General features: G+C 69.0%; 16 protein-coding genes and 1 tRNA gene. 7 read left to right on the top strand and 10 right to left on the bottom strand.

What is annotated here, in order from left to right:
* Window positions 1–39: 39 nt before the first annotated feature.
* Both N5079_RS12435 and N5079_RS12430 read left to right on the top strand, forming a co-directional pair.
* Window positions 40–3930, top strand: a complete 3891-nt coding sequence (locus tag N5079_RS12435) for a glycosyl hydrolase 2 galactose-binding domain-containing protein (protein ID WP_261583798.1) — start codon at window positions 40–42, stop codon at window positions 3928–3930.
* Between the two features lie 156 nt (window positions 3931–4086).
* Window positions 4087–5472, top strand: a complete 1386-nt coding sequence (locus N5079_RS12430) for a Dyp-type peroxidase (protein WP_261583797.1) — start codon at window positions 4087–4089, stop codon at window positions 5470–5472.
* A 46-nt stretch (window positions 5473–5518) separates the two neighbouring features.
* Here N5079_RS12430 and N5079_RS12425 read toward each other — a convergent pair whose 3' ends face one another.
* The 5 genes from N5079_RS12425 to N5079_RS12405 all read right to left on the bottom strand — a co-directional run bounded on the left by N5079_RS12425 (window position 5519) and on the right by N5079_RS12405 (window position 8754).
* On the bottom strand, window positions 5519–6889 hold the full coding sequence (locus N5079_RS12425; protein WP_261583796.1) for a WD40 repeat domain-containing protein: 1371 nt from the start codon (window positions 6887–6889) through the stop codon (window positions 5519–5521).
* Between the two features lie 134 nt (window positions 6890–7023).
* A tRNA-Ala gene (locus N5079_RS12420) sits at window positions 7024–7096 on the bottom strand.
* Window positions 7097–7197: 101 nt separating this feature from the next.
* Window positions 7198–7836: a histidine phosphatase family protein gene (locus tag N5079_RS12415; RefSeq protein ID WP_261583795.1), complete on the bottom strand. Its 639-nt coding sequence runs from the start codon at window positions 7834–7836 to the stop codon at window positions 7198–7200.
* A complete protein-coding gene (rsfS, locus tag N5079_RS12410; protein WP_261583794.1) occupies window positions 7833–8234 on the bottom strand; it encodes a ribosome silencing factor in 402 nt (133 codons plus the stop codon). The genes N5079_RS12415 and rsfS overlap by 4 nt, the downstream gene beginning before the upstream one ends.
* A 130-nt stretch (window positions 8235–8364) precedes the next feature.
* A complete protein-coding gene (locus tag N5079_RS12405; protein WP_261583793.1) occupies window positions 8365–8754 on the bottom strand; it encodes a hypothetical protein in 390 nt (129 codons plus the stop codon).
* Window positions 8755–8820: 66 nt separating this feature from the next.
* On the opposite strand from N5079_RS12405, the gene N5079_RS12400 reads away from it, so the two are divergent.
* Together N5079_RS12400 and N5079_RS12395 are read left to right on the top strand one after the other, a co-directional pair.
* Window positions 8821–9270, top strand: coding sequence for a MarR family winged helix-turn-helix transcriptional regulator (locus N5079_RS12400; RefSeq protein WP_261583792.1), 450 nt, complete (start codon window positions 8821–8823; stop codon window positions 9268–9270).
* Window positions 9271–9710: 440 nt separating this feature from the next.
* Window positions 9711–10211 (top strand): hypothetical protein, encoded by a 501-nt coding sequence (locus N5079_RS12395; protein ID WP_261583791.1) that lies wholly within the window; start codon window positions 9711–9713, stop codon window positions 10209–10211.
* A 38-nt stretch (window positions 10212–10249) separates the two neighbouring features.
* Here N5079_RS12395 and N5079_RS12390 read toward each other — a convergent pair whose 3' ends face one another.
* Together N5079_RS12390 and nadD are read right to left on the bottom strand one after the other, a co-directional pair.
* Complete coding sequence (locus N5079_RS12390; RefSeq protein ID WP_261583790.1) at window positions 10250–10459, bottom strand: hypothetical protein; 210 nt, start codon at window positions 10457–10459, stop codon at window positions 10250–10252.
* Window positions 10460–10692: 233 nt separating this feature from the next.
* Complete coding sequence (nadD, locus tag N5079_RS12385; RefSeq protein WP_261583789.1) at window positions 10693–11304, bottom strand: nicotinate-nucleotide adenylyltransferase; 612 nt, start codon at window positions 11302–11304, stop codon at window positions 10693–10695.
* Between the two features lie 118 nt (window positions 11305–11422).
* On the opposite strand from nadD, the gene N5079_RS12380 reads away from it, so the two are divergent.
* A complete protein-coding gene (locus N5079_RS12380; RefSeq protein WP_261583788.1) occupies window positions 11423–12433 on the top strand; it encodes a M48 family metallopeptidase in 1011 nt (336 codons plus the stop codon).
* A 151-nt stretch (window positions 12434–12584) separates the two neighbouring features.
* Here the strand turns inward: N5079_RS12380 and N5079_RS12375 are convergent, their stop codons facing one another.
* Window positions 12585–14171: a serine/threonine protein kinase gene (locus N5079_RS12375; protein ID WP_261583787.1), complete on the bottom strand. Its 1587-nt coding sequence runs from the start codon at window positions 14169–14171 to the stop codon at window positions 12585–12587.
* 73 nt (window positions 14172–14244) lie between these two features.
* Window positions 14245–14538 carry a hypothetical protein gene (locus N5079_RS12370; RefSeq protein WP_261583786.1) on the bottom strand — a complete coding sequence of 98 codons (294 nt, stop codon included), beginning with the start codon at window positions 14536–14538 and terminating at the stop codon, window positions 14245–14247.
* Between N5079_RS12370 and N5079_RS12365 the strand changes: the two genes are divergently transcribed.
* Entirely contained in the window at window positions 14513–15196 is a 684-nt protein-coding gene (locus N5079_RS12365; RefSeq protein WP_261583785.1) for a LuxR C-terminal-related transcriptional regulator, read from the top strand. The two genes, N5079_RS12370 and N5079_RS12365, sit on opposite strands and share 26 nt — an antisense overlap.
* Here the strand turns inward: N5079_RS12365 and N5079_RS12360 are convergent.
* On the bottom strand, window positions 15193–15897 hold the full coding sequence (locus tag N5079_RS12360) for a glutamine amidotransferase-related protein (RefSeq protein ID WP_261583784.1): 705 nt from the start codon (window positions 15895–15897) through the stop codon (window positions 15193–15195). The two genes, N5079_RS12365 and N5079_RS12360, sit on opposite strands and share 4 nt — an antisense overlap.
* 78 nt (window positions 15898–15975) lie before the next feature.
* Between N5079_RS12360 and N5079_RS12355 the strand changes: the two genes are divergently transcribed.
* Complete coding sequence (locus tag N5079_RS12355; protein WP_261583783.1) at window positions 15976–16821, top strand: LysR family transcriptional regulator; 846 nt, start codon at window positions 15976–15978, stop codon at window positions 16819–16821.
* Window positions 16822–16886 lie beyond the last annotated feature (65 nt).

Genomic DNA, 16886 nt, shown 5'->3' with positions numbered 1-16886 from the left:
ATCCGATTACTCGCAACATTTGCCCTGACGCTGACCGGCGTGACCGTGCTTCCCGCCGCCGGATCTCAGGCCGCCACGCAGCCCATCGTGCTGCCCGGCTACAAGATCCAGTCATCGTCCAAGACCACAGACGGCGGAGGGGCGATCTCGTCGCCCGGCTACGCCGCGTCCGGCTGGTACGCCGCCGGACCCCGCTCCACCGTTCTGGCCGCCCTGCTGAAGAACAACGTCTACCCCGACCCGTTCTACAGCACCAACATGAAGAACATCCCGACCGCGGACTTCACCGTCCCCTGGTGGTACCGGTCGGACTTCACCCTCGGCTCGGAGACCGGGCTGAGCACCTTCCTGGACTTCAGCGGCCTGATGTCAGGCGGCACCGACGTCTGGGTCAACGGCACCCAGGTGGCCACCGGCATCCAGGGCGCCTACACCCACAGCGAGATCGACGTGACCTCGCTGGTCCACTCCGGCACCAACTCGGTCGCGTTCAAGATCAGCCCGAACGACCCGACCAAGAACCTGACGACCGGCTGGATCGACTGGACGCAGAACCCGCCGGACAAGAACATGGGCATCTTCCGTGATGTCCTCGTCAAGCGCAGCGGGTCGGTCGCCCTCCGGAACGCCCACGTCGTCCAGACCCTGACCGCGGCCCTCGACCGGGCCGACCTCACGGTCAAGGTCGACGCGCGCAACGACTCGAACTCCTCGGTCACCGCGACCATCGCGGGGTCGGTCGGCTCGCAGACCTTCACCCAGGACGTCGCGCTCACCGCGCACCAGACCAAGACGGTCTCCTTCCCGGTGACCATCAACAACCCCCAGGTCTGGTGGCCGTACGGCATGGGCGGGCAGCCGCTCTACGACCTGAGCGTGAACGCCACCGTCGGCGGCAACGTGACCGACAGCGCGGCCGACAAGTTCGGTATCCGCAGCGTCTCCTCGTCTCTCGACGCCAGCGGCCACCGGCTCTACAAGGTCAACGGGAAGAACATCCTGATCCGTGGCGGCGGCTGGTCCCCCGACCTGTTCCTCCGGTGGGACCCGACCTACGTGCAGGACAAGCTCAAGTACGTCCGCGACATGGGGCTCAACACGGTCCGCCTGGAGGGCCACCTGGAGCCGGACGAGTTCTTCGACTGGGCCGACCAGATGGGCATCCTCGTGATGGCCGGCTGGGAGTGCTGCAACAAGTGGGAGGGCCAGTCGAACGGCAGCGAGCCGGGCGACACCTGGAGCTCCTCCGACTACCCGATCGCCAAGGCGGCGATGGCGGCCGAGGCCGCGCGGCTGCGCGACCACCCGAGCGTCTTCACCTTCCTGATCGGCAGCGACTTCGCCCCGACCGGGACGCAGGAGACCGACTACCTCAACGCGATCAACGCGGCCGAGTTCAAGGTCCCGATCGTCTCCGCCGCGTCCGCCAAGTCGACGCCCCAGCTCGGCAGCTCCGGCATGAAGATGGACGGGCCGTACGAGTGGATCCCGCCGAACTACTGGTACAACAAGCAGGTCGGCGGCGCCTTCGGCTTCGCCTCCGAGGTCAGCGCGGGGCCGGACATCCCGACGCTCGACTCGGTCAAGCGGATGCTGTCCAGCACCGAGCAGAACACGCTGTGGCAGAACCTGAGCGCCGTCCAGTACCACCGCTCGCCGTCCAGCACGTTCAACAACCTCACGCTGTTCAACAACGCGCTCGTCGGCCGGTACGGCTCGCCGACCAGCCTGGACGACTACGTCCGCAAGTCGCAGCTCGCCCAGTACGAGAACGTGCGCGCCCAGTTCGAGTCGTTCGGGCGTAACTTCAAGGACTCGTCCAACCCGGCGACCGGCGTCATCTACTGGATGCTCAACAGCGGCTGGAGCTCTCTCCACTGGCAGCTCTTCGACACCTACCTGGACCAGGGCGGGTCGTACTACGGCACCAAGGAGGCCATGAAGCCGCTGCACGTGCAGTACTCCTACGACAACAAGTCCGTGGTCGTCGTCAACTCGACCCCCACGGCCGCCTCGGGGCTGACCGTCAAGACCGACGTCTACAACCTCGACGGCACGAACAAGTACACCAACACCTCCACGGTGTCCGTCGCCGCCGACGGCGGCCGGACCACCGCGGTGACGATCCCGTCGATCACCGGCCTCAACACCACCTACCTGGTGCGGCTGACGCTGAGCAACGCGAGCGGCGAGATCGACCGGAACGTGTACTGGCTGTCCACCGCCAGCGACGGCCTCGACTACGCCAACAGCGACTGGTACTTCACGCCGACCACGTCGTACGCCAACCTCAAGGGTCTGACGAGCCTGGCTCAGGCTCCGATCTCCGTCACCGCGACCTCGTCGTCCGCGGGCACGGCCACCGTCACGATCAAGAACACGGGCTCGGGCTCGATCCCCGCGTTCTACCTCGACGCCCACGTGCTCGACGCGGCGGGCAAGCCCGTCCTGCCGGCCTTCTGGTCGGACAACGCGATCAGCCTCTGGCCCGGTGAGTCCAAGACGCTCACGGTCACCTACCGGGGCACCGCGGCGTCCGTCCGGGTCACCGGCTGGAACTCGGCCACCTCCACCGTCGCGATCGGCGGCGGCGGGCCGGACACCCAGGCGCCGTCGGTTCCGGCGAACCCCCGGGTCACCGGGACCACCGCGAGCAGCATCAGCCTCGCCTGGGACGCCTCCACCGACAACGTCGGCGTGACCGGCTACAAGGTCTACGAGGGCACCACCGTGGTGGCCAGCCCGACCGGGACCACCGCCACCATCAGCGGGCTCGCGGCCTCCTCCTCCCACACCTACACGGTGACCGCGGTCGACGCCGCCGGGAACGAGTCGGGCAACAGCGCGGCCGTCACCGGCACCACGTCGTCGGGCACCGACACGCAGGCGCCGTCGGTTCCGGCCAACCCGCGGGTCAGCTCGACGACGTCGAGCAGCATCAGCCTCGCCTGGGACGCCTCCACCGACAACGTCGGCGTGACCGGCTACAAGGTCTACGAGGGCACCACCGTGGTGGCCAGCCCGACCGGGACCACCGCCACCATCAGCGGGCTCGCGGCCTCCTCCTCCCACACCTACACGGTGACCGCGGTCGACGCCGCCGGGAACGAGTCGGGCAACAGCTCGCCCGTCACCGGCACCACGTCGTCAGGCTCCACCTCCAACGTGTACCAGGCGGAGGACGCCACGCTGTCGCAGGCGGGCGTGTTCACCAACCACCTCAACTACACCGGCACCGGTTTCGTCGACTACGTCAACACGACCGGGTCGTACATCGAGTGGAACGTGAACGCCGCCTCGGCCGGCCCGAACGCCCTCACGCTGAGGGTCGCCAACGGGACCACGACAAGCCGTCCGATGGACATCTCCGTCAACGGCACGGTCGTGGCCTCCGGGGTCGCGTTCGACAGCACCACCAACTGGGACACCTGGGTCGACAAGACGATCACCGCCACGCTCAACGCCGGCAACAACACGGTCAGGGCCACCGCCACGAGCGTGAACGGCGGGCCGAACGTCGACAAGCTGACCGTCGTCCCGCAGGCTCCGGCGGCTGACTACCAGGCGGAGGACGCGACCATCTCGCAAGGCGTGGTCGAGTCCAACCACCTCGGCTTCACCGGCACCGGTTTCGTGAACTACGACAACCTGGTCGGCAGCTACGTCGAGTGGACCGTCAACGCGGCGACGGCGGGACCGGCGACGGTCACGCTCCGCTACTCGAACGGCACGACCACCAACCGGCCGATGGACTGGTCGGTCAACGGGACGGCGGTCGCCACGAACGTCGCCTACAACTCCACGACCGACTGGGACACGTGGGCGACCAAGTCCGTGACGGTGAACCTCGTCGCGGGCGTCAACAAGATCCGGGCAACCGCGACCACCGTCAACGGTGGCCCGAACGCCGACAAGCTCACCGTCGGCTGACACCGCACAAAGTGAGTGCCCGCTCCCAACAGGGGGCGGGCGCTTTCCATTCCGCTTGTTTTGTTGGCATTGCTCTAGTCAACGCAACCTTTGCCGTGAAAGAAGACTCTTATGGGTTGGGGGCCCGCACGACACTGACAACGGGGAAGGATCGAAATGCCGGTGAATCTGGCCAACAGCACACCGCTCGCATGGGACTCGGCCGGCCTGGACGCCGACACCAAGGCGATGCTGGACAACCTGCAGCCCAACATCCTGCAGGCGCACGTCCGGGAGCACCTTTCGGTGCTGTTCTTCCACTTCACGGACGGGCCGGACGGCAGGCGCTTCCTCCACGCCCTGGTCCCGCTGATGAAGTCGGCCAGGAAGCACCTGGAGGAGATCCGCGCGTTCGACAAGTCGGGGACGGGCGGCACGCCGTACGTTGGGGTGGGGATCAGCAAGGCCGGCTACCTCAAGCTGGGCCACGCGACCACGAAGTTCGACGACAACGCGTTCAAGTCGGGCCTGAAGAGACGCCAGACGACCCTCAGCGACCCGCCGGTCAGCGGCTGGGAGGCGCCGTACCAGAAGGAGATCCACGCGGTCGTGCTCATCGGCGACGCCACGGCCGAGCCGGTCGCGGCCACCCGCAAGCGCGTTCTGGCGCTGCTGCCGAAGACCGCCGAGAAGGTCGGCGAGGAGACGGGCCTCGGCCTGCGCAACGCCCAGGGCCGGGGAATCGAGCACTTCGGCTACATCGACGGCCGCAGTCAACCGCTGTTCCTGGCCGACCAGGTCGCGAAGGAGTCCGGGACGAACTGGACGCCGTTCTTCCCGCTGAGCCACATCCTCGTCGCCGACCCCCTCGCCCCGAAGCCCGCCCAGCACTTCGGCAGTTACCTCGTCTTCCGCAAACTGGAGCAGAACGTCCGCGCCTTCCGGCAGGCCGAGGAGCATCTGGCCGACAGCCTCGGGCTGACGGGCGCGGACCGCCAACTCGCGGGCGCCATGCTGGTCGGCAGGTTCCGCAACGGCACGCCGCTGCGCCTGCACGGCAAGCCCAGCTCTGACGATTTCCCGGTGCAGAACGACTTCAGCTACCGCGACGACCCCGGCTCCAAATGCCCAGTGAGCGCGCACATCCGCAAGACCAACCCGCGCGACTCCCGTGACGGCGGCCTCGAACGCGTCCTCGGTGTGATGATGGCCAGGCGCGGCCAGACGTACGGCACGCGCGCCGACCGGCCCTGGGACGACGCGCCCCCCGAGACCCGGCCGACCGGCGGAGTGGGCCTGCTCTTCATGGCGTTCAACTCGAGCCTGCAGAACCAGTTCGAGTTCACCCAGCAGACATGGGCCGACAACGCCGACTTCCCGGCGAGCGGCACCGGCCACGACGCGGTGATCGGCCAGGGCAAGCGGGACATCAAGGTCCGGTTCCCCAAGGCCTGGGGCGGCGACAAGCTCAGCACACCGCAAGCCCAGATCCCCCAGACCGTCACCATGAAGGGCGGGGAGTACTTCTTCATGCCCTCCCTCGCCTACCTCAAGAGCCTGTGACACCGAGGAGGGGCGCTCCCGGAGCGCGGGCGCCCCTCCTCACCGCTCAGCAGGGCCAGAAGTAGTCCTGGCCGTCGGCGTAAGTGGACCATTCGGCATCGTCGGCGAAGCGGTCCCACTCCTGCCGGTCGAGCTCCATTCGCAAGTTACCGGGGTAGGCGCACGCGGCGTGCAGCAGATCATCTCTGACGTCGGCGAGGCTCCACACAGACGCGCCCCTGTCGAAGCTGCCGGTCAGCGCGGTCTCCCCGTCCCCGCTCAACGCCACCGCCTCCGTCCCCTTGGCATACCCTTTGAGGGCCGCCAACCGGACCGGGCGAGATCGGACGTTCAGGTTCCAGACGATCGCCGAGCCGTCATGCCCTCCGGTCAGCGCGGTGCGTCCGTCGGGGGTCAAGGCCACCCCGAACACATCGTTGGAAGCCCCCGGTAGAGAGGCCACGTGCGCCGGATGAGCTCGGTCGGAAAGATCCCATACATCCGCGACGCGCCAGTTGCCGGTGACGGCTGTGCGTCCATCGGCACTCAGTGCCAGGCCCGCCGAGTAGTTCTCGCCGAGATTCATCTCGCCCAGCCGTACCGGATGAGATCGATCGGTGAGATCCCACACGACCGCCGTACCATCGCTCGCGCTCACCACGGTCCGCCCGTCAGCGCTCAGCCCTAATCCCCCCACCCAGGAGGCGCCGGCGCGGAACGCGGCCAGGCGGACCGGACGAGATGCGTCGCTCAGGTTCCACACCACTACCCGGCCGTTGAAGTAGGCGGTCAGCGCCGTCCTGCCATCCGGGGTCAAAGCCACCGCCTCCACGTCGTCGATGTCCTCGGTGCCGTCGGTGTCCTCGGTGTCCTCGGTGTCGTCGCCCTCCAAGGTGGCCAGCCTTACCGGATGAGCGCGACGGGCCAGGCCCCAAACGGTCGCCGAGCCGTCTTCACTGCCGATCAGGGCGGTCCGCCCGTCCGGGGTCAACGCGATCGCGGACACATCCGCGCCGTGACCTTGCAAATCAGCCAGTCGCTTTACCCTGGGGCGGCCCTCCGCGTTCATCCGGCCCTCCAGACCCCACACGACCACCCCTCGGTCGAGGTCGGCGGTCAGGGCGGTCCGCCCGTCGATGCTCAACGCCAGCACCTGCACATTACGGGTGTCCGGCAGATCGGCTCGGCGTCCGGCGACCAGGGTGTCCGCCAGGGCGGCCCGAGTCTCGTCATCGGCGTGGATGGTCACCGCTGCCGCGCCGAGTTGTCGCGCGGTCAGCAGGTCGACGTCGCGGAGTTCCGCGCCTTGAAGGGCCAGCCCGTGGGCCAGCCCGGCACGCCCCGCTTCGCGTTCCCGGACCCGTACGACGCTGACCGCGATGAGCGCGGTCGATGCGATGGAGACGATAACCACGGCAACCGCCAGAAGCAGGCGCATGTGGATGCGAGTCAAGACGCCGCCGATCTCCGCTTTCACCCTGGAAGCTCAGTGCCGAGCCTCTACAGGTTGCCGTAAGTGGCGGGTCTGGGGCTAGATCCACAGACCCTGCTACCTCACGCGCGGAATCGCGGTGGAGCTATGGGGACTCGAACCCCAGACCCCCTCCATGCCATGGAGGTGCGCTACCAGCTGCGCTATAGCCCCTGGCCACCGCTCCGAGTCCTCTCGGCGCGGCGCTCGGAGAGCATATCGGGATGACCAGCTGTTTACCTAATTGTCACCCTGTAACACCGGTCCCGGCTCTATCAGCCGTCGGCGGTGGCCGCCTCGGGCCTGTCGTCACTGCTCACCGGCTCCGGCAGGGTGCCGGCGTTGTGCTCCAGGAGGCGCCAGCCCTTGCGGCCCTCCTCCAGCACCGACCACGAGCAGTTGCCGAGACCGCCAAGCACGGACCACAGCTCCTGGGGAAGGCCCATCAGGCGGGCGATGCCCAGGCGGATGGCGGCGCCGTGCGACGCCACGACCAGCAGGCCGTTGTCTCCGAGCTTGGCGGACCAGCGGAGGATCGCCTCGGCGACCCGGTCGGCGACGTCGGTGACGAGCTCCCCGCCCGGCGCCTCCCAGGCCTCGAACTCGGCCGGCCACCCCGCCCTGATCTCCGCACGGGTGAGGCCCTCCCACTCGCCGCCGCCGCGTTCCCGAAGGTCCTTGTCCACGGAGACATCAAGGCCGGCGAGCCGCCCGAGTGCCGACGCGGTGTCGAACGCTCGACGCAGGTCGGAAGAGACGATCATCGTCGGCTGAAGGGCCGCGAGGAGGGACGCCGCCCGGGCGGCCTGGGCCGCGCCCGTCTCGTCCAGCGCGATGTCAGTGTGCCCCTGAAACCGCTGCTCGACGTTCCACAGCGTCTGGCCGTGGCGGAGGCAGACGACCCGGCGGCTCATCCGGCGCCGTGCGAGCGCTGGGCGGCCACCTGGCTCACGCTCTCGGGCAGCGGGATCGAGGGGCAGTCCTTCCACAGCCGCTCCAGGGCGTAGAAGGTGCGGTCCTCCTCGTGCTGAACGTGTACGACGATGTCGAGGTAGTCGAGGAGCACCCAGCGGCCCTCCCGCTCACCCTCGCGACGGACCGGCTTCGCGTCGGCCTCGATGCGGAGACGGTCCTCGATCTCGTCGACAACGGCACGGACCTGACGGTCGTTTGACGCCGAGCACAACAGGAAGGCGTCGGTGATGACGAGCTGGTCGCTCACGTCGTAGGCGATGATGTCGTCTGCCAGCTTCTCGGCGGCGGCCTCGGCCGCGATCCTCACGAGCTGGATCGATCTCTCAGATGCGGTCACGATTCGGTTCTGTCCTCCATTGACGGGCTCTTCCAGGGTGCCCATTCCATGATGTGCGGTACAACCCAGTTTCCGATGTGACCCTATCGGGACACGCCGACAATCCGGGTTGTCCCCCGGACCCGCAATGTCAACGCTCGCCGAGGTGCGCCGATTCCGCGGCCAGAACCGCATCGCGTGATTCCGTCGCGCGCCCGAGCGCGACGGCGGCAGCGAAGAGGGCGGCCGCGAACACGGCCGGCCCGACCGTCTGGGCGACCTCCTGACGGGCCGCGCCCAGCCCCGCGTCGAGCGACTGCACCACCGCGTTGAGCGCCAGCACCAGACGCAGGGGACGCCAGGCGCGGGCCACGGCGAACCACAGCGCGGCGCCGAGAAGGACCACACCTCGCGCGGCCATGTAGCCCGCGTAGGTCCGGGCGGCGGGCGCGTCGCCACCGGGCACCAGCCCTCCGGGATCGACCAGCCCGGAGACGGCGAAGTATCCCGACGTGACAACGGTGGCGACGGTTACCACCACGGCAAAAACTTTGGCAGCCTTATCGTTCGGTGTCCGAATCATAGGGAGACGCTAACGTGTGGAGGCATGGCGGTGCAAGAGTCGGTGACCGAGACAGTGGTGTTCCTGCTGGGCAAGCTGGGGCAGGCCGCGACGACCCGATTCGCCGACGCCCTGGCGCCTCTCGGGTTGCGTCCCCGGCACTGCGGCGTGCTGGAGTTGCTGGCCGGCGGGCCGGTCGCTCAGCTCGACCTCTCCAGGAGTCTGGGCGTGACGCCCAGCGTGATCGTCGACATGCTCGACGAACTGGAGGCTCTGGGCGCCATCCGGCGGATCCGCGACACGGCCGACCGGCGCCGCCAGCTCATCGAGCTCACGCCCGAGGGACGGGAGCTCGGCCGCCAGGCCGCGGCGCTCGCCCGCCGTGCGGATGCCGAACTGCTCGGCACGCTCGACGCGGGCCAGACGGCGACGCTCCGTGAGGCGCTCGGCCACCTGGCCACCGCCCACGGGCTGCCCGGAAGCACCCGCGGGTGACGCCCGAATCTAGAAAAGGGGCAATTGCCCGGCTGACCGATCTCGAACAACCTAGAGTTCGGCCATGCCTCAGCGTCCCTTTGATCGTCGCCCGGGGACACGCGCAACTGGACGCTCGAGGCACCGGCGGCTCGTTCCAGCCCGACAGCGGGTCTGCCATCCTTCTGCCCGCTGAGGTTTGGTGGAGTGACCGCAACGGGACCGATCATGTGGGAGGACGCCCCGCCTGCCTGTGGAATGAAAACGGCGACCCGCAGAATACGGGCGCCCGAGTCGAAGCGGGCTATCGGGAGTTCGACATTCCGGGCGGCGGAGCCTACTCCATGGTCGTCTGGATCCGCTGCTTATGACACTGAGCACGGATGGTCCCGGTCGCGATAAATGCTGATTTCCGAGGGTATCCAGGAGCGTTTCACTCAGTAATGTGTCACCATTCGTAGATGATCCAGTCGCAGGCAAACGTGCCCTCGCTGGGCGCTAAACCCGCCAAGCGGATGTTACTCGCAGGCGTGGTCGGGATCATCCTTCCCGTCAGCCTCCTGGCATGGGCGCTCCTGATGGTCACCCTCTTTCCAGAGTCCGCCCAATGCGGGGAGTACACCGGATGTCTCGGCTATCTGGTCGCCGCGTGGGTGGCAGGGCGCTGGGTCGCGATCGCCGTCGCCTGGCCACTGTTGTTCCTCCTGCGAGTACGGCCGGCCTGGCCCGTCGCCATCCTGGCCGCCTTGTTCCTGATGGCGATCTGGCGGCTCGCCGACGCGCTCTGGGCCGTTGACATCGATGCGACCCTGACTCTCATCCTGCTCAGCGGCGTGATCGCGTACCCGTTCGCCGCCCTGGTCGCCACGCCACGCCTCCCCCGGCCGTGGCGCGCGCTGCCTGTCGTCCTTTTCGGCGCCCTCTACCTCCTCGCCACCCTCCTTCCCGGTTTTCCCGATTGATCCCTTTCCCATGACGCTCACGCGGTTACTGCTGCCATCTACATGGCAGTCATGCCGGTATAGACGAAGCCGGGTATGACGAACAGCAGGCAAGCGACCACGAACATCGTTACCGCCGTACGAGTGCCGGACCTCCGCTGAGCCTCGGAACGGTGCGGAAGGTTGGCCACGACGAGCCAGACGCACGAGAAGGCCACAAGCGAGATGGCGATCGGTGGGATGGCCGTGTTGGCTAAAAGTCCGAGCATAATGGCGGACATTAGCGCATAGCGGTGGTATAGCGCTCCGCCACCCGCTGTGGCACGTCGTCAGACCCCCGCCAACCGGAGCAAACAAAAACAGCCCGTGATGTATGGGGTCAGTTGGCACCATAAGGCCCGAGACCGGTCGCAATAGGCCCGAGAAAATAAGGAGAACAGCCACCAAGCGAGCCCCGAACGGCCGTTGCCCTGCGGAACGGGGCACATGAGATGACCGCTGGTCAGTGGGCGGGGTCGCGGTAGAGGCCGCGTTTGTTTATGTACTGCACGATGCCGTCGGGCACGAGATACCAGATCGGCTCGCCGTCGGCGACACGCTGGCGGCACTCCGACGAGGAGATCGAGAGCGCCGGGATCTCGATGAGGCTCACCTTTCCGTCCGGAAGGCCGGGATCCTGCAGGGTGTGGCCCGGCCGGGTGCAGCCGACGAAATGGGCGATCATGAACAGCTCGTCGACGTCGCGCCAGCTGAGGATCTGGGCGAGGGCGTCGGCGCCGGTGATGAAGTACAGCTCCACATCCGGTCCGTACGCCGCCGCGATGTCCCGGAGGGTGTCGATGGTGTAGGTGGGGCCGGGGCGGTCGATGTCCACCCTGCTGACGGAGAACCGCGGGTTCGACGCGGTGGCGATCACCGTCATCAGGTAACGGTCCTCGGTGGCGGACACCGTCTTCTCCGCCTTCTGCCACGGCTGGCCGGTCGGGACGAAGACCACCTCGTCCAGATCGAAGTGATGGGCCACCTCGCTCGCGGCCACCAGGTGACCGTGATGGATCGGGTCGAAGGTGCCGCCCATGATGCCCAGCCGCCTGGTCACGGCCCCATTCCTCATGGGAGGGACCATAACGCGCATACCTGGAGCAACCGGCAAGCACCCCTCGTTGGTCACGGTTTCTCCCACCGCCCTCAGTCTCGCGCGCGCCCCGCCGGTGAGACATAGCATGCGGAGCATGACCACTCCGGATCGCAATCGCGTGCAGCTGCCTGGCATCAGCTCCCGAGCCTACGAACACCCCGCCGACCGCTCCGCGCTGGTCGCGATGCGCTCGCTCAGCGGGTTCGACTCGGTTCTGAAGCGCATGTCGGGGCTGTTCAGCGAGCGCCGCCTGCGCCTGATGTTCCTGGCCTCCGCGGTGCGCACCACCGACACCCAGTTCCGCGCGCTCTACGACATGGGCCGCGACAGCGCGTACATTCTGGACCTGCACCGGATCCCGGAGATCTACGTGCAGCAGGACCCGACTGTGTACGCCATGGCGATCGGCTTCGACGAGCCGTTCATCGTCGTGTCGACGGGGCTGCTCGACCTGATGGACGAGGAGGAGCTGCGCTTCGTCGTCGGCCACGAGACGTCGCACATCCTGTCCGGCCACGCGGTGTACGGCACGATGCTGGCGATCCTCACCCGCCTCGCCACCCGGGTGGCCTGGATCCCGCTCGGCTACATCGGCCTGCGGGTGATCGTCGCGGCGCTGGAGGAATGGCAGCGCAAGGCGGAGATGTCCGCCGACCGCGGTGGCCTGCTCGCCGGGCAGGATCCCGACGCGGCGCTGCGCGCCCTCATGAAGCTCGCGGGCGGCTCGCGCCTCCACGAGATGAACATCGAGGCGTTCCTCGACCAGGCCAGGGAGTACGACACGGCGGGCGACGTCCGCGACGGCCTGCTCAAGATCCTCAACCTGCTCGGCACCACCCACCCCTTCGCCGTGACCCGCGTCGCGGAGCTGGACCGCTGGCGGCGGACGGGTGAGTACGACGCCATCCTCGCGGGCAACTACCCGCGCCGGACGGACGACGCCAACGCGAAGCTCTCCGAGGAGATCAAGGCCGCGGCCAACTCCTACCGCGAGTCGTGGGCCCAGTCACAGGACCCGTTCATCGGCGTCCTCCGCGACGTCGCCGAAGGCGCCGTCAACGCCGGCGAGCGCATCTTCAACAGATTCGCCCGCAGGGAAAACTAGACGCCCGGGGGTCCGGGGGTCATCCCCCGGGTGAACACGGGTCCGGGGGTCATCCCCCGGGTGAACACGGGTCCAGGGGTCATCCCCGGGTGAACAAGGGTCCGGAGCCATCCGCCGGGCGGGTACGGCTGCAGATCGACCGCAGGGAAAGCTAGACGAACAGCGAGACGGCGCGTACGGCTGCCGCGCAGAGGGCGACGAAGCCGCCGAGCACGGCGAGCGCCCGGAGCCCCTCCCTCCGCAGGCCGGGCATGGTCGCGCCGACGCGTTCGACCTCCCGCCCGATGATCCCGCCGCTGACGACTCCGAACGCGACCCCGGCGACCGTGACGGGGACCGCCTGGGTCCACCACTCGGGGTCCAGGCGTGCCCCGGCGGTCACCCAGAGCGCCACGAAGGCCGCGGCGGCGGCGGGCAGGCCGGGCCAGGCGACCGCGGACACGATTGAGCCGACCAGTGCGACGGGGAACGTGAGCACCCGCAGCAGGCCACGCGCACGCTGGGATCTGCGGTTGCGCACGAGCCAGTGCCCCGTCCAGACCGCCCTGGTCACCACCCCGAATACTCCCGTGATCGCGAACGTGGCCCAGGGGTACACCACCGCCGTCACCACGCAAGGCACGGCGAGTAGCGACAGGACGATCAGCGCGGCGTTGCCGGTGGGGATGCCAGGGGCGGCGTCGGTCACGCCCTCCTCCGGAGGCGCCTCGACCGCGAGCGCCGATTCGGCACGGCTGTCGCGGGCCTTGGACCGCCGGGCCGGCGTCGAAGAAGCCGGCGCCTTCTTCGTCCGGCTCCGGGGCTTGGCGCCAGACCTGCTGCCGGCCCCATCCGGCGCCGCCGGGGTCTCGGCTCCCGCGCCGTCAGTGCTTGCCGGCTTGTCGGCCGCCTTCCGCGCGGTGCGCCGGGCCGGCGAAGCCGTACGGCCGGCCGGTTCGCCGGAGGCGCGGGCGAGGCGGGCCAGCCTGTCGGCGAGAAGCGCGGCCGTCGGGCGGCGGGCCGGGTCGCGATGGAGTGCGGCGCGGACGAGAGGCAGCAGGGCGGCGGGCACCCCCGCGAGGTCGGCCTTTCCGTGCAGGATGGCGTACATCTGGGACTCAACGGTCCCCCGGCCGAAGGTCGGCCGCCCGGTCGCGGCGAAGGACACGGTGGCGGCCCAGGCGTGTACGTCGGCGGGCTCCCCGACCGCCTCGTCGGCGAAGAGCTCCGGCGCGGCGTAGCCGGGGGTGCCGAGGAAGGTTCCGGTCAGCGTCAGGCGGGTGGCGTCCAGCACCTGGGCGATCCCGAAGTCGATCAGCACGGGTCCGTCGTCCCTCAGCAGCACGTTGGCCGGTTTCACGTCGCGATGCACCACTCCACCCGCGTGGATGATCGCCAGAGCGGTCGCGAGGCCGTGGGCGAGGGAGATCAGCTCGGGCTCCGGGAGGGCGCCGCCCCGCCGCACGGCATCGAGCAGGGTCTCGCCCTCGATGTACTCCATGACGAGATAGGGCCGGTCGGCGGACAGGTCGGCGTCGAAGACCTGGGCGACGTAGGGGCTCTCGACCCTGCGCAGCGCGCGCACCTCGCGGTCCAGGCGTAATCGGGCCTCGGGGTCGCCCTCGATGGGGTCACGGAGCATCTTGACGGCGACATGCTCGCCCCGGCGGTTGGCGGCGAGGTAGACCTCGCCCATGCCGCCCCGCCCCAGGCGCTCCAGCAGCGCGTACGGGCCGACCCGCCCAAGACGTCCAGCCATAGGAGCGCCAACCATAGCGGCCACCTCCGACAAAACCGCGGAGGCGCGCCGCTTGAGCGATCCCGTCCCTTGCTCAGCCGACGCCGCACAAGCCGGCGCCGTACAGCTGTACAGGCCAGCGCCGTACAAGCCAGCGCCAACCCGGCCACAAGAGGGGCCCGACATGCTCAAACTGCCCGGCGCCGAACCGGCCCGGCTTGACCGGACGTACGTGACGACTCACGAGCGAGCAAGAGACGCAGGCGATGACGATACCGATGACGACCGCGATCCCCGGCACGATGACGACCGCGATGATGACCCAGATGACGACCGCGATGCCCACCGCGATGCCCACCGCGATGACGACCGCCACGACGACCGCCACGACCGGCTCCTCCGCCGCCGCGATCACCGTGGTGGTGGCCGATGAGCACCCGTTGTTCATCGACGGGATCCGGTTCGCCCTCGACGACGTGGCCGACATCTCCATCGTCGGGACCGCGTGCGACGGCCTCGACGCCCTGCGGATCGCCGTACGGCTCTGCCCCGACGTGGTCCTCGTCGATCTCGCGATGCTGGATCCCCTCGACCGCCTGCGCCGCCGGTGCCCTGCCGTACGGGTGCTCGCTCTGGGGGCGGACGACGGCGAGCCGGGCCTCCTGGCGGCGCTGCGCGCCGGGGCGTGCGGCTACCTCCTGAAGGGGGCGCGCCCGTCTGAGATCGCGGCGGCGGTCCGCTCAGTGGCCCTCGGGCACATGGTCTTCGGCCGCGGGCTGGCACCGCGACTCGTGGCCCGGCTGACCACGCCGTCCGCCCAGAGCCCGTTCCCGGGCCTGACGCAGCGGGAGCACGAGGTGCTGGAACGGCTGGCCGACGGCCGCTCCAACGCGGAGATCGCCCGCGAGCTGCACCTCGCCACCAAGACCGTGCGCAACCACGTCAGCAACGTGCTGACCAAGCTCGAAGCGCCGAGCCGGGTCGACGCGGCGCTCCGGGCAAGGGACGCCGGCCTCGGCTCCCGACCGGTCCTCGCCCGCGTTTAGGGCGCGACCTTCGAGGCGGCCATCGCCACAGAGGCCGAGGCGAACGCGGTGATGATCGGGTGTGGGCGGGTGCCGTCTCCCGCAAGCTCAGGCTGGAAGAGCGCGGCCAGGAAGAACGGATGACCGGGCAGTTCGAGCACCCGGACGGCGCCGGCGTCGTCGCGGCCGGTGAAGCGCAGGCCACCCTCCTCCAACACGGAGAGGTAGTCCGGGTTGAGGCCGAAGGAGCAGGAATACTTCTCAAGGGTCCTCTCCGCACCGATGACCTTCTCGGCCAGCGAGCCGGGCGCCAGCCGCACCGCTTCCTCGTGGCCGGCGAGTGAACACGCCAACGGCAGCAGCAGGAAGTCGGCGGCGTCCGGGTCATTCTCGGCATGCGCGACCGACAGTCCGAGAACGTTGCGCGCGTACTCCAGGAGGGTGTGCTGGAAGCCGCCACAGGTGCCCAGGAACGGGATGCCGTGCTCACGGGCGGCGCGAGCGGCGTTCACCGCACCCGCCTCGCTCCGATAAGGACTGCCGGGCACCATCCAGATGCCGTCGAACCCCTCCAAGTCCTCAGCTTCGGTCGTGGGGATCCAGTAGGCGTCCAGCGTCAGCCCGTCACGCTCGTACAGCGCCCCCAAGAGTGAGGGGATGCGCGCGTGGGCCTGGACACTGGGGGATCTGTCGCCTACCAGGGCGACTCTCGCGATGGTCATGCCCTTCATGGTGTCCGGGGCAGCGTGGTAAGCGCCAACGATGATTCCTACTCTCTTGATAAGCGATACTGATGCGCTGTGGATCCGCACCTGCTGCGCACGTTCGTGACCGTTGTCCGCCGGCGGTCCTTCTCGGCGGCCGCCGAGGAGCTCGGCTACACCCAGTCGGCGGTGTCGCAGCAGATCGCCGCGCTGGAGGCGGACGTCGGGGCGGCCCTGCTCCACCGCCGCCCGGTGACGCTTACCCCGGCCGGTGCGCGCCTGATGGAACACGCGGGTCCACTGCTGCTGCGCCACCGGGCCGCGCGGGCCGACGTCCTGCGCGCCACGGCGGGACCGATCGGGCGACTCACCGTGGTGGCCTCCCCACTCGCGTGCTCCCCGGCGGTGGCCCAGAGCCTGGCTCGGGCACGGTCGGCAGTGACACTCCGCATGGCCGATCGTGAAAAAGTCGCCGAGGAGGTCGCCTCCGGCAGCGCCGACCTCGGGTTCGTCGACGGGATCGCCGCGCCCAGCGACCCCCTGCGCCTGCCGGACGCGGGACCGCTGACCTCGGTCGGCGTGGCCGAGGAGGGGCTGGTGGTGGTCCTGCCCGGCGGCCACCCACTGTCACGGCGGCGTGGGCTGGCACTGGCCGACCTGGCCGACGCGCTGTGGCTGCAGGCTCCTGCCGCCGTGTCGGTGGAGCGGCTGCGCGAGATCGCCGGCACGGGCGGGTTCCGCGTCGGATTCCGTTACGACGGCGCAGACCTGCATACCGTCGTGAATCTCGCCGCCGCCGGGCATGGCCTGACCCTGCTGCCCTCGTCGGTCGCTACCGGAGTGCCGCTGACCGCGCCGCGTGTGGTGCACCGGGTGGAGAAGCTGCACGCGCCCCTCACACCGGACGATCTCACATACCGAGACAGACACAATCGATCATGACGATAGTGCTGTCAAACGGCGTTTTTGACAGCACTATCGTCATGATCGACCAGGCTCGGCGGTTC

Source organism: Planotetraspora sp. A-T 1434, assembly GCF_025420585.1.
Lineage (GTDB): Bacteria > Actinomycetota > Actinomycetes > Streptosporangiales > Streptosporangiaceae > JAOEGB01.
Note: the sequence above shows the minus strand (reverse complement) of the source record. Positions and strands in the feature narration are given on the sequence as shown.